The 20862-nt window shown below is 36.7% G+C and carries 20 protein-coding genes, 2 pseudogenes and 1 riboswitch; of the genes and pseudogenes, 12 read left to right on the plus strand and 10 right to left on the minus strand.

Translation table 11 applies throughout. The features are described from left to right. The first annotated feature begins 121 nt into the window (after nt 1-121). Both QGM71_RS17210 and QGM71_RS17215 read left to right on the plus strand, forming a co-directional pair. Nucleotides 122-1141, plus strand: a complete 1020-nt coding sequence (locus tag QGM71_RS17210; protein WP_327608808.1) for a serine hydrolase domain-containing protein — start codon at nt 122-124, stop codon at nt 1139-1141. Between the two features lie 76 nt (nt 1142-1217). After that, nucleotides 1218-1655, plus strand: a complete 438-nt coding sequence (locus QGM71_RS17215) for a GNAT family N-acetyltransferase (RefSeq protein ID WP_327608809.1) — start codon at nt 1218-1220, stop codon at nt 1653-1655. Nucleotides 1656-1755: 100 nt separating this feature from the next. Here the strand turns inward: QGM71_RS17215 and QGM71_RS17220 are convergent, their stop codons facing one another. After that, nucleotides 1756-2052 carry a hypothetical protein gene (locus QGM71_RS17220; RefSeq protein WP_327608810.1) on the minus strand — a complete coding sequence of 99 codons (297 nt, stop codon included), beginning with the start codon at nt 2050-2052 and terminating at the stop codon, nt 1756-1758. A gap of 197 nt (nt 2053-2249) precedes the next feature. Next, nucleotides 2250-2906: a 2OG-Fe(II) oxygenase gene (locus tag QGM71_RS17225; protein ID WP_327608811.1), complete on the minus strand. Its 657-nt coding sequence runs from the start codon at nt 2904-2906 to the stop codon at nt 2250-2252. A 300-nt stretch (nt 2907-3206) separates the two neighbouring features. Continuing rightward, nucleotides 3207-3308, plus strand: a riboswitch (SAM riboswitch). Nucleotides 3309-3408: 100 nt separating this feature from the next. Here QGM71_RS17225 and solA point away from each other — a divergent pair. The 4 genes from solA (at nt 3409) to QGM71_RS17245 (ending at nt 7241) form a co-directional block, all read left to right on the plus strand. Continuing rightward, complete coding sequence (gene solA, locus QGM71_RS17230) at nt 3409-4563, plus strand: N-methyl-L-tryptophan oxidase (protein ID WP_327608812.1); 1155 nt, start codon at nt 3409-3411, stop codon at nt 4561-4563. Between the two features lie 34 nt (nt 4564-4597). Further along, nucleotides 4598-5446 (plus strand): MetQ/NlpA family ABC transporter substrate-binding protein, encoded by an 849-nt coding sequence (locus tag QGM71_RS17235; protein WP_327608813.1) that lies wholly within the window; start codon nt 4598-4600, stop codon nt 5444-5446. 105 nt (nt 5447-5551) lie between these two features. After that, the gene (locus tag QGM71_RS17240) at nt 5552-6592 is read left to right on the plus strand and encodes a methionine ABC transporter ATP-binding protein (protein WP_327608814.1); all 1041 of its coding nucleotides are present in this window, start codon (nt 5552-5554) and stop codon (nt 6590-6592) included. Further along, nucleotides 6582-7241, plus strand: coding sequence for a methionine ABC transporter permease (locus QGM71_RS17245; RefSeq protein ID WP_327608815.1), 660 nt, complete (start codon nt 6582-6584; stop codon nt 7239-7241). The genes QGM71_RS17240 and QGM71_RS17245 overlap by 11 nt, the downstream gene beginning before the upstream one ends. 711 nt (nt 7242-7952) lie before the next feature. On the opposite strand, the gene QGM71_RS17250 is transcribed toward QGM71_RS17245, so the two are convergent. The 5 genes from QGM71_RS17250 to QGM71_RS17270 all read right to left on the minus strand — a co-directional run bounded on the left by QGM71_RS17250 (nt 7953) and on the right by QGM71_RS17270 (nt 11193). Next, nucleotides 7953-8441, minus strand: coding sequence for an AAA family ATPase (locus tag QGM71_RS17250; protein WP_407703048.1), 489 nt, complete (start codon nt 8439-8441; stop codon nt 7953-7955). A gap of 36 nt (nt 8442-8477) precedes the next feature. Next, nucleotides 8478-9335, minus strand: a complete 858-nt coding sequence (locus tag QGM71_RS17255; RefSeq protein ID WP_327608817.1) for an alpha/beta fold hydrolase — start codon at nt 9333-9335, stop codon at nt 8478-8480. 40 nt (nt 9336-9375) lie between these two features. Continuing rightward, nucleotides 9376-9918 carry a GNAT family N-acetyltransferase gene (locus QGM71_RS17260; RefSeq protein ID WP_327608818.1) on the minus strand — a complete coding sequence of 181 codons (543 nt, stop codon included), beginning with the start codon at nt 9916-9918 and terminating at the stop codon, nt 9376-9378. Nucleotides 9919-10175: 257 nt separating this feature from the next. After that, nucleotides 10176-10352, minus strand: a complete 177-nt coding sequence (locus QGM71_RS17265) for a helix-turn-helix domain-containing protein (protein ID WP_084268874.1) — start codon at nt 10350-10352, stop codon at nt 10176-10178. A gap of 316 nt (nt 10353-10668) precedes the next feature. Further along, complete coding sequence (locus QGM71_RS17270) at nt 10669-11193, minus strand: hypothetical protein (protein WP_327608819.1); 525 nt, start codon at nt 11191-11193, stop codon at nt 10669-10671. A gap of 133 nt (nt 11194-11326) precedes the next feature. Between QGM71_RS17270 and QGM71_RS17275 the strand changes: the two genes are divergently transcribed. The 3 genes and pseudogenes from QGM71_RS17275 to QGM71_RS17285 form a co-directional block, all read left to right on the plus strand. Beyond that, complete coding sequence (locus QGM71_RS17275; RefSeq protein WP_067730864.1) at nt 11327-12022, plus strand: hypothetical protein; 696 nt, start codon at nt 11327-11329, stop codon at nt 12020-12022. Nucleotides 12023-12499: 477 nt separating this feature from the next. Next, nucleotides 12500-12946: pseudogene (locus QGM71_RS17280) on the plus strand (JAB domain-containing protein). A 90-nt stretch (nt 12947-13036) separates the two neighbouring features. Continuing rightward, nucleotides 13037-13368: pseudogene (locus QGM71_RS17285) on the plus strand (MFS transporter); the annotation flags it as partial. Between the two features lie 546 nt (nt 13369-13914). Here the strand turns inward: QGM71_RS17285 and QGM71_RS17290 are convergent. From QGM71_RS17290 to QGM71_RS17300, 3 genes are all read right to left on the minus strand, one after another. Beyond that, nucleotides 13915-14832, minus strand: coding sequence for a pseudouridine-5'-phosphate glycosidase (locus tag QGM71_RS17290; RefSeq protein WP_327608820.1), 918 nt, complete (start codon nt 14830-14832; stop codon nt 13915-13917). After that, a complete protein-coding gene (locus QGM71_RS17295; RefSeq protein ID WP_327608821.1) occupies nt 14816-15946 on the minus strand; it encodes a carbohydrate kinase family protein in 1131 nt (376 codons plus the stop codon). Before QGM71_RS17295 ends, QGM71_RS17290 begins: the two co-directional genes overlap by 17 nt. 254 nt (nt 15947-16200) lie before the next feature. Beyond that, entirely contained in the window at nt 16201-17115 is a 915-nt protein-coding gene (locus tag QGM71_RS17300) for a DMT family transporter (protein WP_327608822.1), read from the minus strand. 186 nt (nt 17116-17301) lie between these two features. Between QGM71_RS17300 and QGM71_RS17305 the strand changes: the two genes are divergently transcribed. From QGM71_RS17305 to QGM71_RS17315, 3 genes are all read left to right on the plus strand, one after another. Next, on the plus strand, nt 17302-18411 hold the full coding sequence (locus QGM71_RS17305) for a PfkB family carbohydrate kinase (RefSeq protein WP_327608823.1): 1110 nt from the start codon (nt 17302-17304) through the stop codon (nt 18409-18411). Between the two features lie 155 nt (nt 18412-18566). After that, nucleotides 18567-19796 carry a NupC/NupG family nucleoside CNT transporter gene (locus tag QGM71_RS17310; RefSeq protein ID WP_327608824.1) on the plus strand — a complete coding sequence of 410 codons (1230 nt, stop codon included), beginning with the start codon at nt 18567-18569 and terminating at the stop codon, nt 19794-19796. A gap of 85 nt (nt 19797-19881) precedes the next feature. Next, entirely contained in the window at nt 19882-20826 is a 945-nt protein-coding gene (locus QGM71_RS17315) for a nucleoside hydrolase (RefSeq protein ID WP_327608825.1), read from the plus strand. The last annotated feature ends 36 nt before the right edge of the window (nt 20827-20862 follow it).

Here is a 20862-nt window from a genome sequence, read left to right on the forward strand (position 1 = left end):
TTCAAGTGAGTCCCCGGAGAATCACCCAAAACTAAAGAAATCATTTCAATAAGGGGGAGGATTTATTTTCTATTATGTCGAATAAAGTAACAATCATGAAACTAAAGAAAGCAGTGGAATAATGATAATAGATGAAAAGAAAAACAAACGGTTTGATTTAGTAGTATCTAATGTAAGGAAAACATCTGAAGAAGTAGACTGTTCAGGTGCATCGGCTTTTATTATTCATAATGATAAAATAGTTACAGAAGAATATTGGGGGGAGCATTCTAAGGAACCCAATGCAAGACCTATACAAAAAGACACACAGTTTCATGTTGCATCAGTACGGAAAAGTTACATAGGTTTCGCAGTTGCATTTGCGGTAAATGAAGGGTACATAGGCTCAATAGATGACTCAATTCTAAAATACCTTCCACTGAATAAGATGCAAATATTAAATGGAACTACAATAAGACATTTATTAACACATACACATGGTTTAAAGAGTGTTAATGGGGAGATTACCCGAGAATTTCAGGCAGGTAAGAATTGGGCGTACCGAGGTATTGGAATTAATATTTTGACGCAAATCGTTAAAAATACAACTGGAAAATCGGTAGCTGAGATAGTAATTAACAAAGCACTTAAACCTCTAAATTTAATGGAGACAGGATGGTACAGTGAAATAAATGAAAAACTTGTTGATGTAATACGACAACCTAATGATAAAAGTTGGACTACAAGTAATAGTACCGACGGCGACAAGATGAATATGTATGTATCACCAAGGGACTTGGCTAAATGGGGATATTTTCATCTTAAACAGGGATATGTAAATGGGAAACAAATTATAGCAAATAAAACTATAGATATGGCTACATCCCTTCAAAGCCCCAGTTTATTAGATACTGAACTACCACAAAACGGCTATTTGTGGTTCGTAAAAGACTTACCTGCTAGAAAAACAGAAATTGGTCAACTTGTACCGAAATGCTCCTATCAAATATTAGGCTATACAGGAGTAACTCTCCTGGTTATACCGCAGCATAATCTCGTTGCAGTGCGTGCATTTAATAGTTTTGGCTCTCCTGATGGATTTGATTATTTAGCCGATGTTCGAAAATTTGGCGATACTATAATGACATGCTTATTTAACTAAATGCTCAAGTGTCAACACAGTTTTAATTACAGAAGCTATGTTAAACTTAGCTAAAATTTCAAAAAGGGGAATAATGATGGATACTTTAACAATTAAAGAACTTCAATCAAAAAATGAAATAGTAGAAGCATTTCCAGTTATGAAACAATTACGAACTCACCTCAACGAAGAAACATATGTCGATTTAGTTTTAGAGGCAAAAGAGAAAGATAGATATAAAATGTTTGCTTTAATTGATGGAGAAGAGATAGTTGCGGTAACTGGTTTTATGCCTATGATAACATTATATTATGGTAGATTTGTATGGGTATGTGATTTAGTGACCGCAACGAATAAGCGTTCAAAAGGGTATGGTGAAAAGCTACTTTCATATGTTCATGAATGGGCAAAAGAAAACAATTATGAAAGTGTTGCTTTGTCTTCGGGATTACAGCGTACGAATGCACACCGTTTTTATGAAAATAGAATGGGTTATGAAAAAGTAAGTTTTGTATTCAAAGCGTCTTTGAAATAAGTTGCTATCGAACTAACGCACTCTCTTTAGTTAAAGATGATACGATTAAAAAATACATACTATAACCGTTCCTTATATTAATGTGATGAGAGTAACATATTTAATGAATCGGCTGAATACGTGGTGCTGTGATTAGAAGGGTAGGGCCCACTAATACGTCAACATCTTCAAATGCTTTTACTAACAAACGGCGTTCTTGCTGCTCCTGTAAATAGTGGTTGGCGTTAGTTATTACACCGACTTCAAGTATAACACGGACATCGGTTCCAAATCCTTCCAGATTGCTCTGTAGCATGTCATGATGATAGTAGGCAGATTCTGCTGCAAGAAGGGTATACCCTGCATTTATTGACGTGGATAATTCAAGAATTTCATTTTGGAAAACAATTGACCCCATTTCCTCCATCTTCTTGACTATCCTATGCAAACACTGGGGGCGTTAACGACACTGGAGAGCGTCTTTAGCATGTTCGGTTAAGGATAAGACCATCAACTAGATTCATGCTTTCTTTATGACGAATAATTATACAAACATTGCCAGGCATTGTTCGCATACTGGAAGCATGAGAAGAACCGTCCCTATGATTGTATTGATTATCTAACTCTTTGTCTTCTCATCCATTGTGTAGCTACCCATTTTTCTCCTGCGATTACGGGCGATCCACCGTGTAAGGTTCGTTCATTTAGGTCGTGGTTGGTATAGAAGTATTCAAAGTAAACCGCCATCCCCTTTTTCGGCGAAACGGAGAAATTCAGCTCGGGGAAAAAGGTTTCTCCGCCTTGTTCGACCTCATTTAAGTACATGATCAGCGTGCTGATCCGATTATTTTTGGAAGCTTTGCTTGTAGCTGAGAAATAATCAAAATGAGCTTTATACTCTTGTCCAGGCGTATATTTTAGAATTTGGAGCCCTTCTGCGTGTTCGGCGGGGATGTTCATAATATTGGATACTCTTTTTTCAATGGTAGACAGAATGTCATGTTCATTTTCTTCAAAAAACATGCTGCTGCTTGTTCGAATTTCATTTACTTCCCGGGAATCTCCGATTTTTGAACGATGCATGTTATCTTTTGATAATCGAATGAGTTCGTCGCACTCTTCATCGCACAATACATTCCCTAAAACTACCACGAGCGGTTCTTCCAGACGGGCAACAATATGAATCTCTCGATCTTCTGTTTGAAACCGGTTTTCGACGTGATGAAAAACGGTTTGTTCTTTATCGGAAGTTTGTTCGTTTACCTTTGTCAACGTGCATCGACTCCTTCAATAATTTTAATTTCTGAACAAGGCTTTCTGGATGTAGTGTTCCAGTATTATTATACTACAATTTTCTTTATTTTTAGTGAATTATCTTTATTTTTAGTAAATTACGGTCTTTAACTATGGTGCGTTAGTTTAACAAGGTATAATTCACCATGGTGTAGAATTGTACGAACAGTGGCAGGCACTGTTCGCATACTGGAAGCATGAGAATCGCTTCCATGATAGAAAACTTGACAATTCGTGTAGAACTATGTAGAATATTGTCAAATTACATAATTAATTTTTTTCTTATCTAGAGAGGTTGAGGGACTGGCCCGAAGACGCCTCGGCAACAGACAAATGCTTGTACTGTGCCAATTCCAGCTAGCGATGCTAGGCAGATGAGAAGAGTGATAACTCAGTTTAAACTCTTCTTTAATAATGAAGAGTTTTTTTCGTTCTTGCATTTGCATTTCAAGAGAAAAACATCAGAAAAGGAGACAGGAACATGACTGAGAAAATACAACAAAAACTAGATGCAGATGTAGCGGTGATTGGATTAGGCTCGATGGGGAGTTTTGCATTTTGGCAGCTTGCTAGAATGGAAGAAAGCGTAATCGGGTTTGAACAATATAGACCAGGTCATGAACATGGTGCAGGCCATGGGGAAACACGGATTTTCCGGACGGCCTACGGAGAAGGTGTAGATTATGTTCCATTGCTGCAGGAAGCACGTGGCCTATGGAGAGAGCTTGAAGCTGAAACAAACGTAGAAATCTATACTGAAAATGGTGGAACAATGTTTGGTCCTGAGGGGGATCTATTTATAGAAACGGTAGAGGAAAGTGTCCATACGTACAAGCTTCCGCATAAAGCGTGGAAGGGAGAAGAAGCAAGAAAGCATTTTCCAACGATTAATTTTCAGGATCATCATAAAGTGATCCATGAACAATTAGCCGGGTTCATTCGACCAGAACTAGCAATTGAAACAGCTGTAAAACGAGGCGAAGAGCTTGGTGGGACTGTATATTCTGACAGCCGTGTGACAGCAATCAAGCCAGATCCTGACGGTGTATCCATTTGGTGTGGTGATACGCATTTTAGAGTGAAAAAGGTTGTTGTGGCAGCAGGCGGATGGACGACAGATCTTTTGCCAGATGTTCACTTGCCTGTAGAACTTGAACGCCAGGTTTTGGTTTGGTATGATGCGAAAAATCCTGAATTGTTTAAAGCGGAAAACTTTCCGATATTTTCCCGAGTTAAGGACGGTCTAGGCTTTTATGGTTTCCCAAGCCTTGATGGGAAGACTGTAAAAGTTGCCATCCATCACGGTGGTGAATCGGTTGATCATCCGGAGAATGTCGACAGAGAAATTCATGATACGGATTTGGAACCAGTGAATCGACTCGTAAAAAAATATTTGCCGAACCTTAAAGAGGAACCTATTAAAGCGAAGACATGCTTTTATACGAATACACCGGATGAAAATTTTGTTGTCGGTCCTGCACCAAATTATGATAATGTAACACTTCTTGGACCAATGGCGGGACATGGTTTCAAGTTTGCACCAGTTATGGGGAAAATTGCAGCACAATTAGCAACAGGTCAACAGCCTGTATTACCAATCGATATCTTTGATCCAGGTCGATTCAACAAAAAATAAAAAAACATAATTTATGAGAGAGAAGGAAAATAGAATGAAAAAGAGTTTAATTGGAAAGACGTTTGTATTTTTAATTGGTGTATCATTACTTTTACTGGCAGCTTGCGGCTCTACAGAAAATTCAGGGGATGAGGTAATTAAAGTAGGAGTTGGTTCAGCAGAAATACCAACATGGAATCTTGTAAAAGACTTAGCTGAAGAGGAAGGAATTACCCTTGAAATTGTAAAGTTTGATGATTACGTTCAGCCAAACCTTGCCTTGGATAGTGGAGAAATTGATTTAAATGCCTTTCAGACCGTTGTGTATTTTGATAACTTCATAACCGAAAGAGACCTTGATTTATCAGCGATAGGAACAACATCCATTTGGCCGATGGGAATTTACTCCCAGGATAAAGGGGATATAAGTGACCTGGAAGAAGGCGATCAGATTATTATACCGAATGATCCGACAAATCTAGGTAGAGCGCTACTCCTTATAGAAAAAGCAGGACTCATTACATTGGAAGAGGACTTTGATGGACAAGGTGGAACAGAGAATATTGCAGAAAACCCTAAAAATCTTGAAATCACCCCCGTTGATTCCGGACAAACTGCTCGTGGTTTAGAGGATGCCGCTGCTTCTGTCATTAACTCAGATATGGCGATTAAAGCCGGTTTAAATCCAACAAATGATCCGGTATTCAGGGAGGATTCGGGTAATAAATCCTATATTAATATCATTGCTGCACCTACAGATGAAAAAGACAATGTAAGCTATAGTAAAATTGTAGAAATCTATCATAGCGACGAAGTATCTAGTTTTATAGAGGAAGAGTTCGGTGGAGCAGCGGTACCTGTTAAAGAACCGATTTCTTACTTGGACGATTACAAACAAAATTAAATAGCTTTATTGGATACTAGCCTGTTTGTTTTACTAGCAGGCTAGTATTTTTAAAGATGCTAAATTATATTAAAAATTACGAACTTTATAGGGGAGAGTAAACATATGATACTGCTGAAAGATGTTTATAAAGAGTATGGAAAGAAGAAAGAGAAGAAAGTTCATGCATTAAAAGGCATCAATCTCTCCATTGATAAAGGTGAAATTTTTGGGGTGGTAGGTTTTAGTGGTGCTGGTAAAAGTACCTTAATCCGTTGTGTGAATCTACTAGAACGTCCAACTTCCGGAAAGGTTTTCATTAATGGTATTGATTTATTGGATCTAGCACCGAAAGACTTACGAAAAAGCAGGAAAAAGATTGGAATGATTTTTCAGCAATATAACTTACTTTCATCCAAAACAATTTTTCACAATGTTGCGATGCCACTTATATTGGAAGGTAAACCAAAAGAAGAAATAAAAGAGAAGGTTGAGGAATTATTAGATTTTGTTGGTTTGGGTGATAAAACAAATCAATACCCAGAACAACTTTCTGGGGGACAGAAGCAGCGTGTTGGTATCGCCCGTGCACTAGCAACAGATCCGGACATCCTTTTATGTGATGAAGCAACATCGGCCCTTGATCCAAATACGACCGAAGCTGTTTTAGAGGTATTAAAAAGAGTACGGGATGAATTCAAGGTGACCATTTTAATGATTACACATGAAATGAATGTCATTAAAGATATTTGTGATCGAGTGGCAGTCATGGAGAATGGAGAAATTGTTGAACAAGGGTCGGTTGTCGATGTGTTTACAGAGCCGCAAACAAGCATTGCAGAAAGTTTTGTGCGGACTGTGCTTAATACAAATACACCACAATCTGTAAAATCCTTTATTAATGATGAAAATCAAATAGGTGTGGGAGGATTTTATAGAGTCCTTTTCAAAGGAGTATCAACAGGAGCCCCTTTGCTATCGAATACGGCCAAGCATTTTTCAATCGATATCAATGTTGTCCATGGGATGATAACAGAACTCCAGGAGAAGCCATTTGGAAACTTGATTGTTTTCTTAAAAGGGGATAAGGAAGAAATCAATCGTGCTGTTCACTATATGAAGTCACAAGGAGTAATCATAAAGGAGGTAACACAAGATGCAATTTGAACCTTGGTTCTGGCCTGAATTTTTTTCCGCACTGAATGAAACATTATACATGGTATTTGCCGGACTTATCATTTCCGTACTTATTGGTTTGCCTGTCGGTATCATCCTTGTTATTACAAGAGAAAATGGCATTTTACAGAACAAGATTGTTTTTAATATACTTAGTGTAGTAATTAATATCTTCCGTTCGGTTCCATTTATTATTTTGATGGTTGCCATTACACCTTTTACACGTTTTATTGTTGGAACATCTATTGGAACAACTGCGGCCATTGTGCCACTTGTCCTTTATACCGCCTTCTATATTGCTCGTTTAGTGGAAAACTCATTGCTTGAAGTTGACGCTGGAACGATTGAATTAGCGGAGGCTATGGGAGCAACGCCATGGCAAATTATTTGGAGATTCCTGCTTCCAGAAGCACTGAGTTCCCTCGTTTTAGCCTTAACGATCGCAACCATCGGTCTGATCGGTGCGTCAGCCATGGCAGGTGCAGTAGGCGGTGGGGGCATCGGAGACTTGGCCATTACCTATGGCTATAATCAGTTTAAAACAAACATTATGATTATAACCGTAATTACCCTAATTGTAATGGTCCAAGTCGTCCAATCGATTGGGAATGTAGTCTCAAAAAAAATCAGAAGGAAATAATGGATTTAGTAGAGAGTACTTGTCCTAAAAGGTCGACTCCCGAAATTGTTGAATGGTAGTGGAGTATGAGAACCGTCCCCGTGAGGAACAAAAGCGCAAGCGCCCGTTTAGGGACGTACGGACTGCGCCCGCGCATCGCGGGTGGGTCGACGTTGCCGCGCAAAGCGGCGTAGTTAGTCGATCTTCCACTGCCGCAGGAGATTCACTCCAGAGTATAAGATTCACTTAGACTTTCGCCATTTCTGGCGATAAGTCAAGTTCATCTAAAAGGAAACATGCCCCTTCATAGGGGTATGCCGGCGCCTGAGCACAAGCCCGGTTTTAGTCGGCCTTCCTTATCCGGAGGAAGCCAATGTTGAGTTAGATTACGGAGGTGAAGGAAGTCTGGCTAGTCTCTGGGCGCTGGGGTGGACGTGGCTGTTTAAGTGTAAGAATTAATTACAGCCAAAAATCTATACTATCTTACCTCTCAAAAAATCACCTAAGTCATGCACATGACTTAGGTGATTTTTAGTAACGGGTTCCGTTACCTATCGCAAAACTCGAAACTACACTATAAAATGTACCTAAAATTGCATAACTAATTGCATCGAATTTGTAGGGGGATTTGTAATCAAAAGTAGAAAATCCTCAGTTACTTAACTGATGTTTCTCTTATATTTATTTTCAATTGCTTATTCAAGTAAAGCACCCGTTAACTTAATAACTAAATTAGGTATTTGAAGATATCTTCATTATTTTCAAGTGGATAATTTTGCTCTTAAATTCATTATCTTTAATAAAATTTGGGATGTGTTCCTGATTATATCTTCTGTTCCATTCTATTAAATCTCTAACACTTTGTAATGTTTCTTTCTTAACAGAAGTTACTTCTCCTATTTTTCTTTTTGCGTACCTATTCCAAATCCTTTCTTCTTGCAGTGACAATGGAATATTTAAAATAAATATCTTACCAGCCATTTTAAAACTTGGTTTAACCCATTTAAAATATACGCCTTCAATTACCCAAGAGGGCTGTTCCACTAACTTTTTCAGTTTGTCATCTCTTTCTAATTCTGGAGTTTTAATCCCATACTCATCAGCCTGGTTATCCCAAAATATATCATCCAAATCGAAATGGGGAATATTAAACTTGTTGCTTATTTGCTTGGCTATATATGACTTCCCACTTCCTGAACCGCCAATGATATGTATTCTAATAACAAATCATTCTTTCTATTTCAAGCAAAGCACCCTTTAGCTTAATATATTAGAGCTAAAAAATTCTTTAGCAATATCATTCATTTCAACTGGTTTTTCGACAACAGTCCAATGACCGCAGTTTTTTATTTCAATTAGTTTTGCATGAGGAATATAATCCACTAATAATTCTTTAATCAGACTTGGAGTTAATATGTCGTCACTACCTTGTGCAACTAAAATGGGAATATGATGAAGGGTATCTAATTTATTGGTTATGTCATAGTTTTTTATAATGTCTTCTCCAATTTGCTGGTTAACCCTAGGCTTAATGGATGTATTTGCCTTCTTTTTCAAAGAGTCTTCAGAAAAAACATAGTATTTATCGAGAATTGATAATATATCATTGATGGACGATTGTCCGCTTTCAAGACCATCTTCTAATTTAGATAGTTTTAATTGATCGTTTTCCGATAACCTTTTTTCAAGTTCTATACCGAAAGTTTTGAAGCCTTCAGCTGTAACTCCTATTGCAGCTGTTAAAAGAATTTTATTTACTCTTTCTGGATAAGTAGTTGCATACAGCAAAGCTAGCATTGAACCCCATGACTCTCCAAAAAGGTTAATTTTTTCTAGTTTTAATTCTTTCCGTAATAATTCTAATGTGTTTACTTCATTCATCATTGAATACTGATTATCAATTGACGGTTCTGATTTACCGCAACCATTTTGATCATAAAACACTAATTTAAATTGTTGTGATAAGGGTAAAACATGTGGTAGGAAAAAACTTTGTTCACTTCCAGGTCCACCATGTAGGAATACAATAGCTTCACCATCACCTACTAAATTAACATGTATTCCATGAAAATCAGCATTGATTAAATTGACTGTGTTGTTATTTACATCATTCAATTTTTCTTTGCTCCCCTAATTTATTTTGTAGCAATGCATATCACTTTTTATGCTTGCTTAAATACTCTCCTTTAAGAACACCCATAATGATTATGTCATGCCATTTTCCATTTCTATATAAACTCTCTCGTATTACTCCTTCTTCCATAAAGCCAAGTTTATTATAGATATGTATAGCTCTTTCATTAAGTGAGAAAACCCTTAGTGAAACACGATGTAGATTTAATTCTAAAAAAGCATATTCAAGTAACATTTTTAGAGCTTCTGTACCATATCCCTTACCCCAATATTCCTTTTCACCGATATCGATAATACACTCAGCATTTCTGTTTTTTGTATCGATATTTATTAGTGACGTTACACCAATTGCAATATTACCAACCCTCTCCTTAATAATATAGCTCTTGGAGGAAGTTGAATTAAGAATAACATTTTCTACAAAACTTCTTGTTTCATCAAGAGAATATAAATCTAATGATGGGCTTGTTGTTTTCATTACATCTAAATCATTTCTCCAAGAGTGATACTTTTCAATATCATTTTCTTCCATTTTTCGAAACTGAAGTCTCTCTGAACTTAACAATTATAATCATCTCCTTAAATTACAGTCGGACTGAACTTACCCTATAGTATAAATTCGACAAAACAGGTGCTTCTCCTTCTTCCACTATTCTGCCAGATAGCACAGAATAGGCTGCCATACCAACGATATCCTTATTGTGTTAAAGCACCAGTTTGTTGAATAAGGTTTATTGTTTAATTCCTATTTATTTCTCCCCACTTTGCGACGTCAGGAGGAAATTTACCTTGTTAAATGTTTGCCACATAAAAAGATGAAAATTAGTCCATGGCTCCCTGCGCTCGGTATTTTCGTACCCAAGCCTTGATCAAATCCTTATCATTAATCCCTAATTTATTGGCAATCTGTCGTTTCGTCCAACCTTTTTTCTTTAACGTTAATGCTTCCATTTTTAGTTCGAATGTGTAAGTTCTTTTCTTTTGTCCTTTTATAGCCATAAAAATGCACCCCTTAAAAATCGTACGTTGTAACCGGTGGTTTTTTCAACGTCTATTTTAAGGGGTGCACACTATATCAAAAGGGGTGTTTTTATAGTGAAGATGAAAAGTGGTTAGGCAACTCTTAAGTAACAATAGAGTTGTTCCGTTAAATGCCCGATTGTGGAAGATCGTTAAATACAAATTTTACTTTCAACAATAGAAACCGCATTCTTCAATTGACAAATGCGGCGTTTCAAAAAAGAGTTGTTTATTTTTCGCCTTATCGACTTAAACTTAGTCAAAAAATCATACTCAGTCGAGTCTAAAAAGGATATTAGAAGTATCTAACATCAGGGTCTGCTGTATTATGTTGAGGAGGGAACAATAACTGTTCTAAATATGGAGAAGAAATACCATTCAACAAGTAGTTTTTAGCAATTTCTGTGTAGCACTTTCTTGCTTCTTCAACAGTTCGTTTACACGTCACAATATCATGGAATAGGTTCAAAGACAATGTATTCATCTCTTCCTTATCACAAAATACAGAAACTTCACCCTTTGTTCTGTCGGGGTAAACACTCCCATCATAATAAGCAAGTGCATCAAAGGCATCTAAAGGCGTTCTGTAATCAATGGTTTGTTCAAGGAAGTCAGGATGAAGAGTAGGAAAACAATGTGGTACTGCATCTCGGTGAACAATCGTTCTCTTCCAAACACCGTTATTGTACCAAATCAATCTGCTTGCAGTAGCTTCTTGAGGGTAACCATACTTTTGAATTATTTTTAAAGCACCTTCTTTTTGTTTCGGTTCCCAAGCACTTAAAATTTGGTCTACGCAACTCTGATAATCATTATTCATTTTTATACCTCCAAAACATCAGTTAGTAATCAACATATGTGGAAGCCTAGATTTAGGTTCTTTCTTTATAAAAATGATTAATATAAAGATTTTATCAAATAATAAACTAAACTTATTATAATGGAGGTATATTATGGAACAAGAAGAAAAGCTAAAAACTGCAGCAATTGCCATGAGAAGTGATTTTAAAGTACAGTCCGTTGGGGGTGCTGAGAAAACCACTAAAGCTTTTGAAAGTATGGAGTCAGTGAATGCGATTGTTAATGATTGGAATGCTATGTCAAAGAAATCAGCAAATCTTACAATTGAACAATATGGTCCTCCGAATGAAGCGATTCCAAGTCGGTTAATCTGGTATAACAATGGGCCATGGAAACGGACTATTGTTTATCAAGATGAAATTCCACATGATTTTCCACAACCTCATACCGATGTAATCGAAAATGTTATTAATTATAAGGTGCCACCAGAGAAGTTGAGCGAATTAGCGAAGTTTGATGGAAGTATTATCGTTGAAAAGACAAGGGGAGAGGTATCTTCCCGTTGTGATATAGAGGCTGCTAATTTTACTGCCCTTAACGTAATGCATGATATTGTTACAGAAAAGCTAAACTCTGAAGAAGCTCGTGATCTCCTGTGTGAAGTTATGTCTGCTTATATGCTGAATAGACCAGCACCTTATGCAGAGAAACTTCAATTTGATGTCCCAACAGAAGGAAAATTCGATACGGACATAGTCATGATTGCCGATGAAATGGTTGAACAAGCAAGAGAAAAAATAAATGATATGGTTGACTCAAACAATAGCCAAAGTACTAACTATCATTAATAAAGCCCTGTGCTTTTAAACCGTCGGCAACCTTGACAGTACAAGTAAGGGATACGCCAACATTTCGGAAATTTTGTACGCTAAGCAGATTTTCAACCTAAAAAAGTCGATTCCCTGTACGTTAAGGAATCGACTTTTTAGTGGCTTCTTCAAGTAAGGGCGCTTTTGTGGAACAACATAAGTAGAAATGATCAAACTTTATTTTAAAGCTACATAAATTTAATATGGATATTGAAAAAAGGTAATTATAAATTACCTTTTTTTACAAGGCCGGATCCTCTTAGCGTAGGAGAATTCGGCTTTTATGTTCCAAATATTGGATTAGCGTATTTTTTCGTTAAAATGTTGGCGGTACCCCTTGCATAACTTGCAAATACGATTGATTGGTATTACTAGATAATCATATGTAGCGAAAGTCACTCATTAAAGGGTGGCTTTCTGGTTTCACTAAGCTAACACAAAAAGGAGGACATTATCATGGAAACAATTTACGAAATCCAACGAATTAAGCAAGTAGTTACGAGTGTAGAGGTTAAAAGGTCAATTATTAGACAAATCCCTGATGCTGCTGATTTGGCAATCGACTTGATTGGAGATGAAGATAGGGAGGTTTTTCTGGTCGCTTGTCTCAATGTAAAGATGGAGATAGTAGCTGTCCATCGGGCGCATATTGGTTCATTATGTGCAACCACCGTTCATCCCATGTAAACTTTCAAGACAGCTATACTTAACAATGCAGCATCTATCATCGGATTTCATAATCATCCTAGTGGCTATCCCGAACCATCCCCCCAGGACGTACAGATTACCAAACGGTTAGATAGAGCTGGAGAAATAATTGGAATTGATTTTTTAGATCACATTATTATTGGTAGAAATTCCAACAAATATTTCAGTATGAAGGAAAAAGGTTACTTATCTTGACGCTCCAGTGAATAATTGGAAAAATCCCCACGAAGCTGGATAAATAGCAACTAAGAGTCCGATTTGTGATACGGTTAAGCCAACTCCTGTCTATGGATGATTTTATTTGTAAACCAATATAGCCTATGGTTGATAGCAGCTATTCTTTTAGGTTTAGGAACCGCAATGGTATATCCAACCCTACAAGCTTCAATTAGTGATGTAGCACAGCCAGAATGGAGAGCTTCATCAATGGGGGTTTATCGTTTTTGGCGGATAGTGGATATGCATTTGGAGCATTATTTGCAGGGTTATTAACAGATATGCTAAATGTTAATTGGGCAATTGGCTTAGTAGCTCTATTACCATTAAGTGCAGGTCTACTAGCAGCTATTCGATTAAATGAAACTTTGCCTTCATTAACAAAACAAACCCAAAAGTAATTAACAAAACCGTGAGCTTGTAATAATATGCTCGGGTTTTATTTGTATAAATACACGTTTTCACTTTCTCAATTACATTAAACTTATTCAAAAAGTCTTTATTATAAAAGAGCTTGATCACTCATATCCACTATGTTCTTATTTCATTAACCTGCCCCGTTAAGTGTAATCGTTCACAATATCTATATTTAGTTTAACATAAATAATCAGATTACCTTATAAAATCAAGCGAAAAATCCAATTTAATGGTAAATTTATGTATGCAAATTTGCATGCGAATTTGTAGGTCAAAATGTAGATACAGCCATTGTCACCTAACAAATTGGGATACAAATTACACTACAATTTTAATGTGTATTATAAAGATAATACTGTTACACCAACAAAAAAATGACCATCAAATTAGCATACAAATTGATGGTCATTTTACGTTACATTTTTAATGTTTACGATAGGTAACGGAACCCGTTAGGTTTATAGCTGCGGTTCTTTTTCTTCAGTTCTAATTGATTGCGAAGCATGAGAATAACATTCCTATGATTCCAATTATTTCATTTTGTTATTGTGACTAACTGCAACTTGACTGCCAATTTTAGCGTTGTGTTTTACTAGTTCTATGTTGACATCAAGACTTTTCCCATTAGTTAATTCTTTGATTTTTGCTAGGAGGAAAGGAGTGCTGTCTTTGCCAATAATGTTATTTTCTTCGGATTCTTTGATTGCTTGATCTATAATGCCATTGATATAGCTTTCATCCATAGCATGCTCCTCTGGAATTGGGTTCGCGATTACGATACCACCATGGAGATTTAATTCCCATTTTGTTTTCATTGTTTCTGCGATGACATCAATAGAATCTGTTGAAAAGTTTAATTGATGCTTACTTTTTCTTGTATAGAAAGCTGGCAGACAATCTGTTTCATAACCAATTACAGGAACGCCTTTTGTTTCAAGGTATTCTAGAGTAAGTCCCAAATCGAGAATGGACTTAGCACCTGCACAAACAACAGCTACATCTGTTTGCGCCAGTTCTTCCAAATCAGCTGATATGTCCATAGAAGTTTCAGCGCCTCTATGAACGCCACCAATACCACCTGTTACAAACGTTTTGATATCTGCTAAATCAGCACAAATCATTGTTGTAGCAACAGTTGTAGCACCAAGTTGTTTGGTCGCAATAATTTGAGCCAGGTCACGTCTGGATACTTTAGCAACACCTGAGCTCTTACCAAATAGCTCTAATTCATCATCTGTTAAGCCAATTTTAATTTTTCCGTCCATAATCGCAATTGTTGCTGGTACTGCACCATTATTACGAACGATTTCTTCAACTTCACGAGCCATTTGAACATTCTGAGGGTAAGGCATCCCATGGGAGATAATAGTTGATTCTAAAGCAACAATCGCTTTCCCTGCTTCTTTTGCTTCTTTAACTTCTTTTGACAGTTCAATGTATTTTTTCATTTAAAACTTCCTCCATATCTATTTTAATCTGTTTTTCGGATAATTCTTTTCTTACTGTATACTTTGAAACAATTGTTTTGTGGGCATTTACCAAACCGGATTTGATAATACTATCTAATTTTATATTTTTTAGCCATGAGTAAATAATAGCTGAACAAAATGAATCTCCTGCGCCCGTTACATCTACCACTAATGGCGTTTCAACAGCTGGGTAATGACGGATTACACCAGTTTCAGTACCAACGATTACGCCTTTTGCTCCATTTGTGACAATGACATTTTTAGCACCAAGCTCCAGCCATTTTGTAACCGAATTCTCCCAATCATTGTAACTTTGCAGCTTTGCTTTAAAGAAGGATTCTGTTTCATCTTTATTTACAATGAGCCAGCTTACCGAGCTAAGTGACTCTGGAAGGCGGTCCATTTTCGGGGATGAAACTGGAATTACAACCAAAGGAATCTCATGCTTTGCTGTAAATTGGCAAAGGAAATTTATTGTTTCACCTGGACAATTTAAATCTACGACAATGCACTTAGCTTCTTTTAGAATATCGCTTTTCCCCTCCAATAACGCAGGGGTTATTTCCTCATAAATATCCATGTCGGCTAGTGCGATAGATAGATCACCATCCGTATCTAATACTGCTGTGTATGAACCCGTTGATCTATGCTCAAGTTGAACCACATGATCCAGGTTCATAAAAGGAGAAGATGCTTCATAAATTTCCTGCCACTCTAAATCAAGACCACCGACTGAAAGGAATGTCACTTTCTCTCCCAGCCTACCAAGGTTCTCAGCAATGTTTCTTGCAACTCCTCCAACTGTTCTGGAAGATTGAACTGGATTAGATGTACCGCTGACAATTTTATTTTTTGCATAAAGCTTCCTGTCTACGTTAGCTCCGCCTATACAAATAATAGGTTGCGTTTCCTTAGAAGCAGCTGATTCAGCAATTTTTTCTTTTGATAATGTGGAATTCTCTAATTCACTTGAAGTAATTGTCTCATTGATTTCAGAGCTGGTAACAATATGGTTGTGATTATTTTTACTATTGAATGTGATTTTTACCCCCTCCTTCTCCGAGGTTAAACAAAAGTTTGTTGTTACAAACATAGGTTTAGTATACGCTATCGTTTAAAAAAGTCAATGAAGGAATCGTGATTTTTTAAAAGAGATTCCCATGTTTATTCTACACCAAAAAACCTCATCTATTTATGATAGATGAGGTACTTGTTTTTCTGCATGCAAAGAAGTAATCCAGCAAGCATATCATACAAAATAACCATGTCCAGCTCGAACTTCTTTTTCTTATTAAGATCTTAAGCAAGCTTTCTATGGCAAATATCGAAGAAAGCTCAAGGGGAAATTCAGGATTTTCTGAGCTTTTGTTTATGTTTTTTAAAATGCACTACCTCATTGGTTCGTGTTGTCGGTAGACCTATACCGATAATAATGACTAGGATTCCTATAATTTGTACAGGTGTAACAGCTTCGTTTAGTAATAATACAGACACAGAGACAGCTATGGGTAATTCGAAAGCACTTAATATAGATGACATACCTGAACCAACCTTAGGTACTGCAATTGTATATAAAAAAACCGGAATAATCATGCCAAATAAGCCCAATGCTACGCCATATACCCAAAGCCCCTGGTTAAATAATGTGCCATTCCAAATGATCTCAGGTGATTGAAAAATAGCCGTCGTTATAAATGCAAAGAAAGAAATGAGTAATAATCGATTTGACGTGGTCATGTGTTTAATTTGTTTTCCATTAACAAATATAAATAAAGAAAAAACGACTGCTGCAGCAAGTCCCCACAACCATCCTTGTATGGCGATTTGGGTTAAATCAACATCAAGCAAACCAGCGGCTGGGATAGTTCCTGCAAATAATACGACTAAGGAAATAAACTCAATTCTGCTTGGAAGTCGACGTTTAGCGATACAAGAAATCAGCATACCTATCCATGTAAATTGAAACAAAAGGACAACTGCCAGTGAGGCAGGTAAATAGACTAAAGAACGTCCATAAAAAATGTTTGTTAAGCCTGTTAGTACTCCCGAGGTAATAAGTATTTTTATGCCATTCATATTTAACTTTGCTCCGTTAGATAAAAGGAAAATAGACAATGCTAGGAGAAATCCCATAAAAAACTGACTCGTAATTGCCTCTGAAGCTGTAAAACCACTTTGCATAGCTAGCTTCACAATAGTTGATACGACACCATAGCTACTAGCTGCTATAATAACCAACAGAGGATAAAACCATAATCTCAATTGAACTTCCTCCTCTATTTAATATATATCGATTTTTTAAAAAGGATAAAAAGGAAAAAAATTAATAGCTTTTAATATAATCATAGATTGGACTTTTGTGCAATATTTAATTAACATAAATGAATCAAATAGATTCCTGGTTTATCTATAAAGGCTATTTTTATTTAGGAAATGGGGTTATTTTTAGTGAATAAGGAAAATCAGATTTTACACCACATTAAAATGAATCCATTCATCTCACAGCAGGAATTATCAAAAAAGGTTGGTCTATCACGTTCGGCAGTCGCCAATTATATCGCTAATTTGACAAGGCGTGGAGAGATTAAGGGACGCGCTTATGTTATACAGAACCAGTCATCCGTTGTCTGTATTGGTGGTACAAACACAGATCGGAAGGCGCAGTCAGATCAGAAGGTGCATTTGCACACATCAAACCCAGTTAAAATAACTGAAGTTTGTGGTGGTGTCGCACGAAATTTCGCTGAGAACTTAAGTAGGCTGGGCTATAGTACTTCCCTAATAACCTGCGTAGGAGATGATGCGGAGGGGGACTGGCTGCTGAATGAAACTAAACACCAAGGGGTGGATGTGAGCCAAGCTTGGGTGCTGCATTCAAAGCGGACCGGAACATATACTGCTTTATTGGATGTTACGGGTAAGATGGTTGTCTCTATGGCAGATATGAATATATATGAATATATAACCATTGAAATGATCGAAGACAAATGGTCCTATATTGCGAAAGCAAAGGCTGTTTTTTTGGATACAAACATTCCAGAAGATTGTATAAATTATTTAATTAAACGGTGCAGGGATGAAGATATCGTACTGTATATTAACCCTGTATCTGCAGCAAAAGTACAAAAGCTTCCTCATTGTCTTGATGGTGTAGACGTGCTGCTTCTCAACCAAGAAGAAGCAGAAGTGCTAATTGGAGAAAAGATAAATTCCGTCGAGGTTTGCCAGCAGGCTTGTGAAGAAATTAGACAGCGTGGGGTTAGAAAAGTAATTATTATGCTTGACAGTCAAGGTGTTTATTATTCTTCCCTTAAGGAGTCTGGTCATTTGGCACCTTTTGAGACTGATATGGTGGATAGTACAGGAAGTGATGATGCGTTTGCTTCATGTGCTATTTATGGAATCATGAGTGATGAATCACTACGAAGCGCTTGCCAGTTAGGTCTAGCTGGTTATGCACTAACCCAGCAAAGTGAGCGATCAGTTTCAACGCTTTTAAAGCCTGAGAAGATTCACGAATTAGTAGAAGTTTACCTACGTGATAAAACCTTCAAATAAAAGAATCATGGGACGGTTCGCTTGCTTCAGTTTAAATGATTTTGAAGCATGAGAACCGTCGTCGTGATTTCTTATTGACAAATATTAAATTAGCTTTTATTATATTGTAACCGGTTACTGTAACGGGTTACATTATCATATGAGGAGGTGGCAGGATGAATTTATTATGGGGATTGGTTGGAATAATCACCGTATTAGGTATTGGATATCTTTTAAGTGTTAATAAGAAAGATATTAATATGAGAACTATTTTATTGGCATTAACGATCCAGTTGCTATTTGCATATCTAGCATTAAAATCTACTATTGGACGAGCCGTTTTAGAGGGACTGTCGTCTATGGTGCAAGGAATTATCGGCTATTCAAATGAAGGTATTTCTTTTTTATTTGGACCATTAATTGGTGAAGGTACCATTTTTGCGTTTGAAGTGTTAACGATCATTATTTTCTTTTCATCTTTAATTTCAATCCTATATTATTTAGGTATTATGCAGTGGGTTATTAAAATTATTGGTGGTGCATTATCGAAATTATTAGGTACTACTAAAATAGAATCGTTAGCTGCTGCTGCAAATATCTTTGTTGGGCATACGGAAGCACCTTTAGTAGTAAAACCATTTATTAAAAAAATGCATGAATCTGAACTATTTGCCATAATGGTAGGTGGGATGGGGTCTGTCTCCGGTGCGGTGTTAGTAGGATATTCCATGTTAGGCATACCTCTTGAATATCTCTTAGCTGCAAGCTTCATGGCTGCACCCTCCAGCTTGTTAATAGCGAAAATAGTTATTCCTCTACCAAAGGAATTCAGAGAAAGTCTAGCCAATAGTGAAGAGATAAAAGAAGTTACTATCCAAGAAGATGAAGAAAAGGCAACAAATATAATTGATGCTGCTGCAAGAGGAGCGTCAACTGGTGTGAAAATGGTGTTAGAGATTGCAGGGATGCTATTAGCATTCGTTGCATTAATCGCTCTCATCAATGGTATTTTTGGTATAGTAGGAGATTTTATTGGGATAGATAATCTAACCATGGAAGGAATACTTGGAATTCTGCTTTCTCCTTTAGCATTTCTAATTGGTGTACCATGGGACGAAGCGGTAATAGCTGGACAATATATTGGCCAAAAAATAGTAGTTAATGAATTTGTGGCATATGCTGGGTTTGGACCGATAATCGATACACTTTCAGTTAAAACAGGGATGATTTTAAGCTTTGCTCTGGCTGGCTTTGCTAATTTCGGTTCGATCGCAATCCAAATTGGTGCTTTAGGTTCCCTTGCACCAGAAAGAAGAAAAGATGTATCAAAATTAGGACTGCGGGCAATGATTGCAGGTACGTTAGCATCATTATTAAATGCTGCTATAGCAGGGATGTTTATTTAAAAACCGTATAACTTTAATAAAAGAATAGTGTGCTCATAATAATTATTCTTTTAAATACAACAGTTCAAATGAAGGAGTGCTTGAAATGAACAAAAATGTAAAGGTTATATTAGATTGTGACCCAGGTCATGATGATGCAATATCAATTATATTGGCAGCTTCAGAGGTTAGTAACCTTGAAATAGAAGCTATTACAACTGTTGCAGGTAATGTTGAAGTAGAAAAAAATACGTTGAATGCACTTAATGTATGTGACATAGTTGGACTAAAAGATGTCCCGGTAGCACAAGGCGCAGAGAAACCTTTAATTAAAGAAAGAGAAATAGCTGAAGAAATTCATGGCGATTCTGGTCTGGATGGGCCTTCACTTCCAAGTGAACCAGCAAAAAAAGCTGTTAGCCAGCATGCTGTTGATTTGATTATTGAAAAAGTCCTAAACTCTGATAATGATATTACGTTAGTTCCAACAGGTCCACTTACAAATATAGCACTAGCTATGATAAGGGAGCCTAAGATTATTCCCAAAATAAAAGAAATTGTATTAATGGGTGGAGGTACATTTGGAAATTGGACTCCTGCTGCAGAATTTAATATATATGTAGATGCAGAAGCAGCTAAGGTCGTCTTTGAAAGTGGTGTACCGATTGCTATGTTTGGTCTAGACGTAACGCATCAAGCATTGGCGACTCAAGAAATAATTCGTGAGTTAGCTGTTATTGATAACTCAGTTTCTAATTTTGTTGTTGAGCTTTTACAGTTCTTTGCTAAGACATATAAAGATGTATTCGGATTTGAAGGTGCACCGATACACGATGCTTGTACGGCTGCCTATTTAATCGACCCTTCCATTTTCGAATTAAAAAATGTCCGTGTAGACATTGAGACAAAAGGGGAGTTTAGTTATGGGATGACTTGTGTAGATAGTCTTCATGTAAGTGGAAGAGTGCCAAATGTTAATTTTGCATATCAATTAGATTCAGATAAATTTTGGGGTTTATTTACAAACGCTCTAAAATCCTATTCTGATTAAGCTTTATGGATACTGATTTATTATTTAAAACCTGCT

Origin of the sequence: Virgibacillus tibetensis (genome assembly GCF_036026595.1) — a bacterium.
In the GTDB taxonomy this organism is placed as follows: domain Bacteria; phylum Bacillota; class Bacilli; order Bacillales; family Amphibacillaceae; genus Virgibacillus_P; species Virgibacillus_P tibetensis.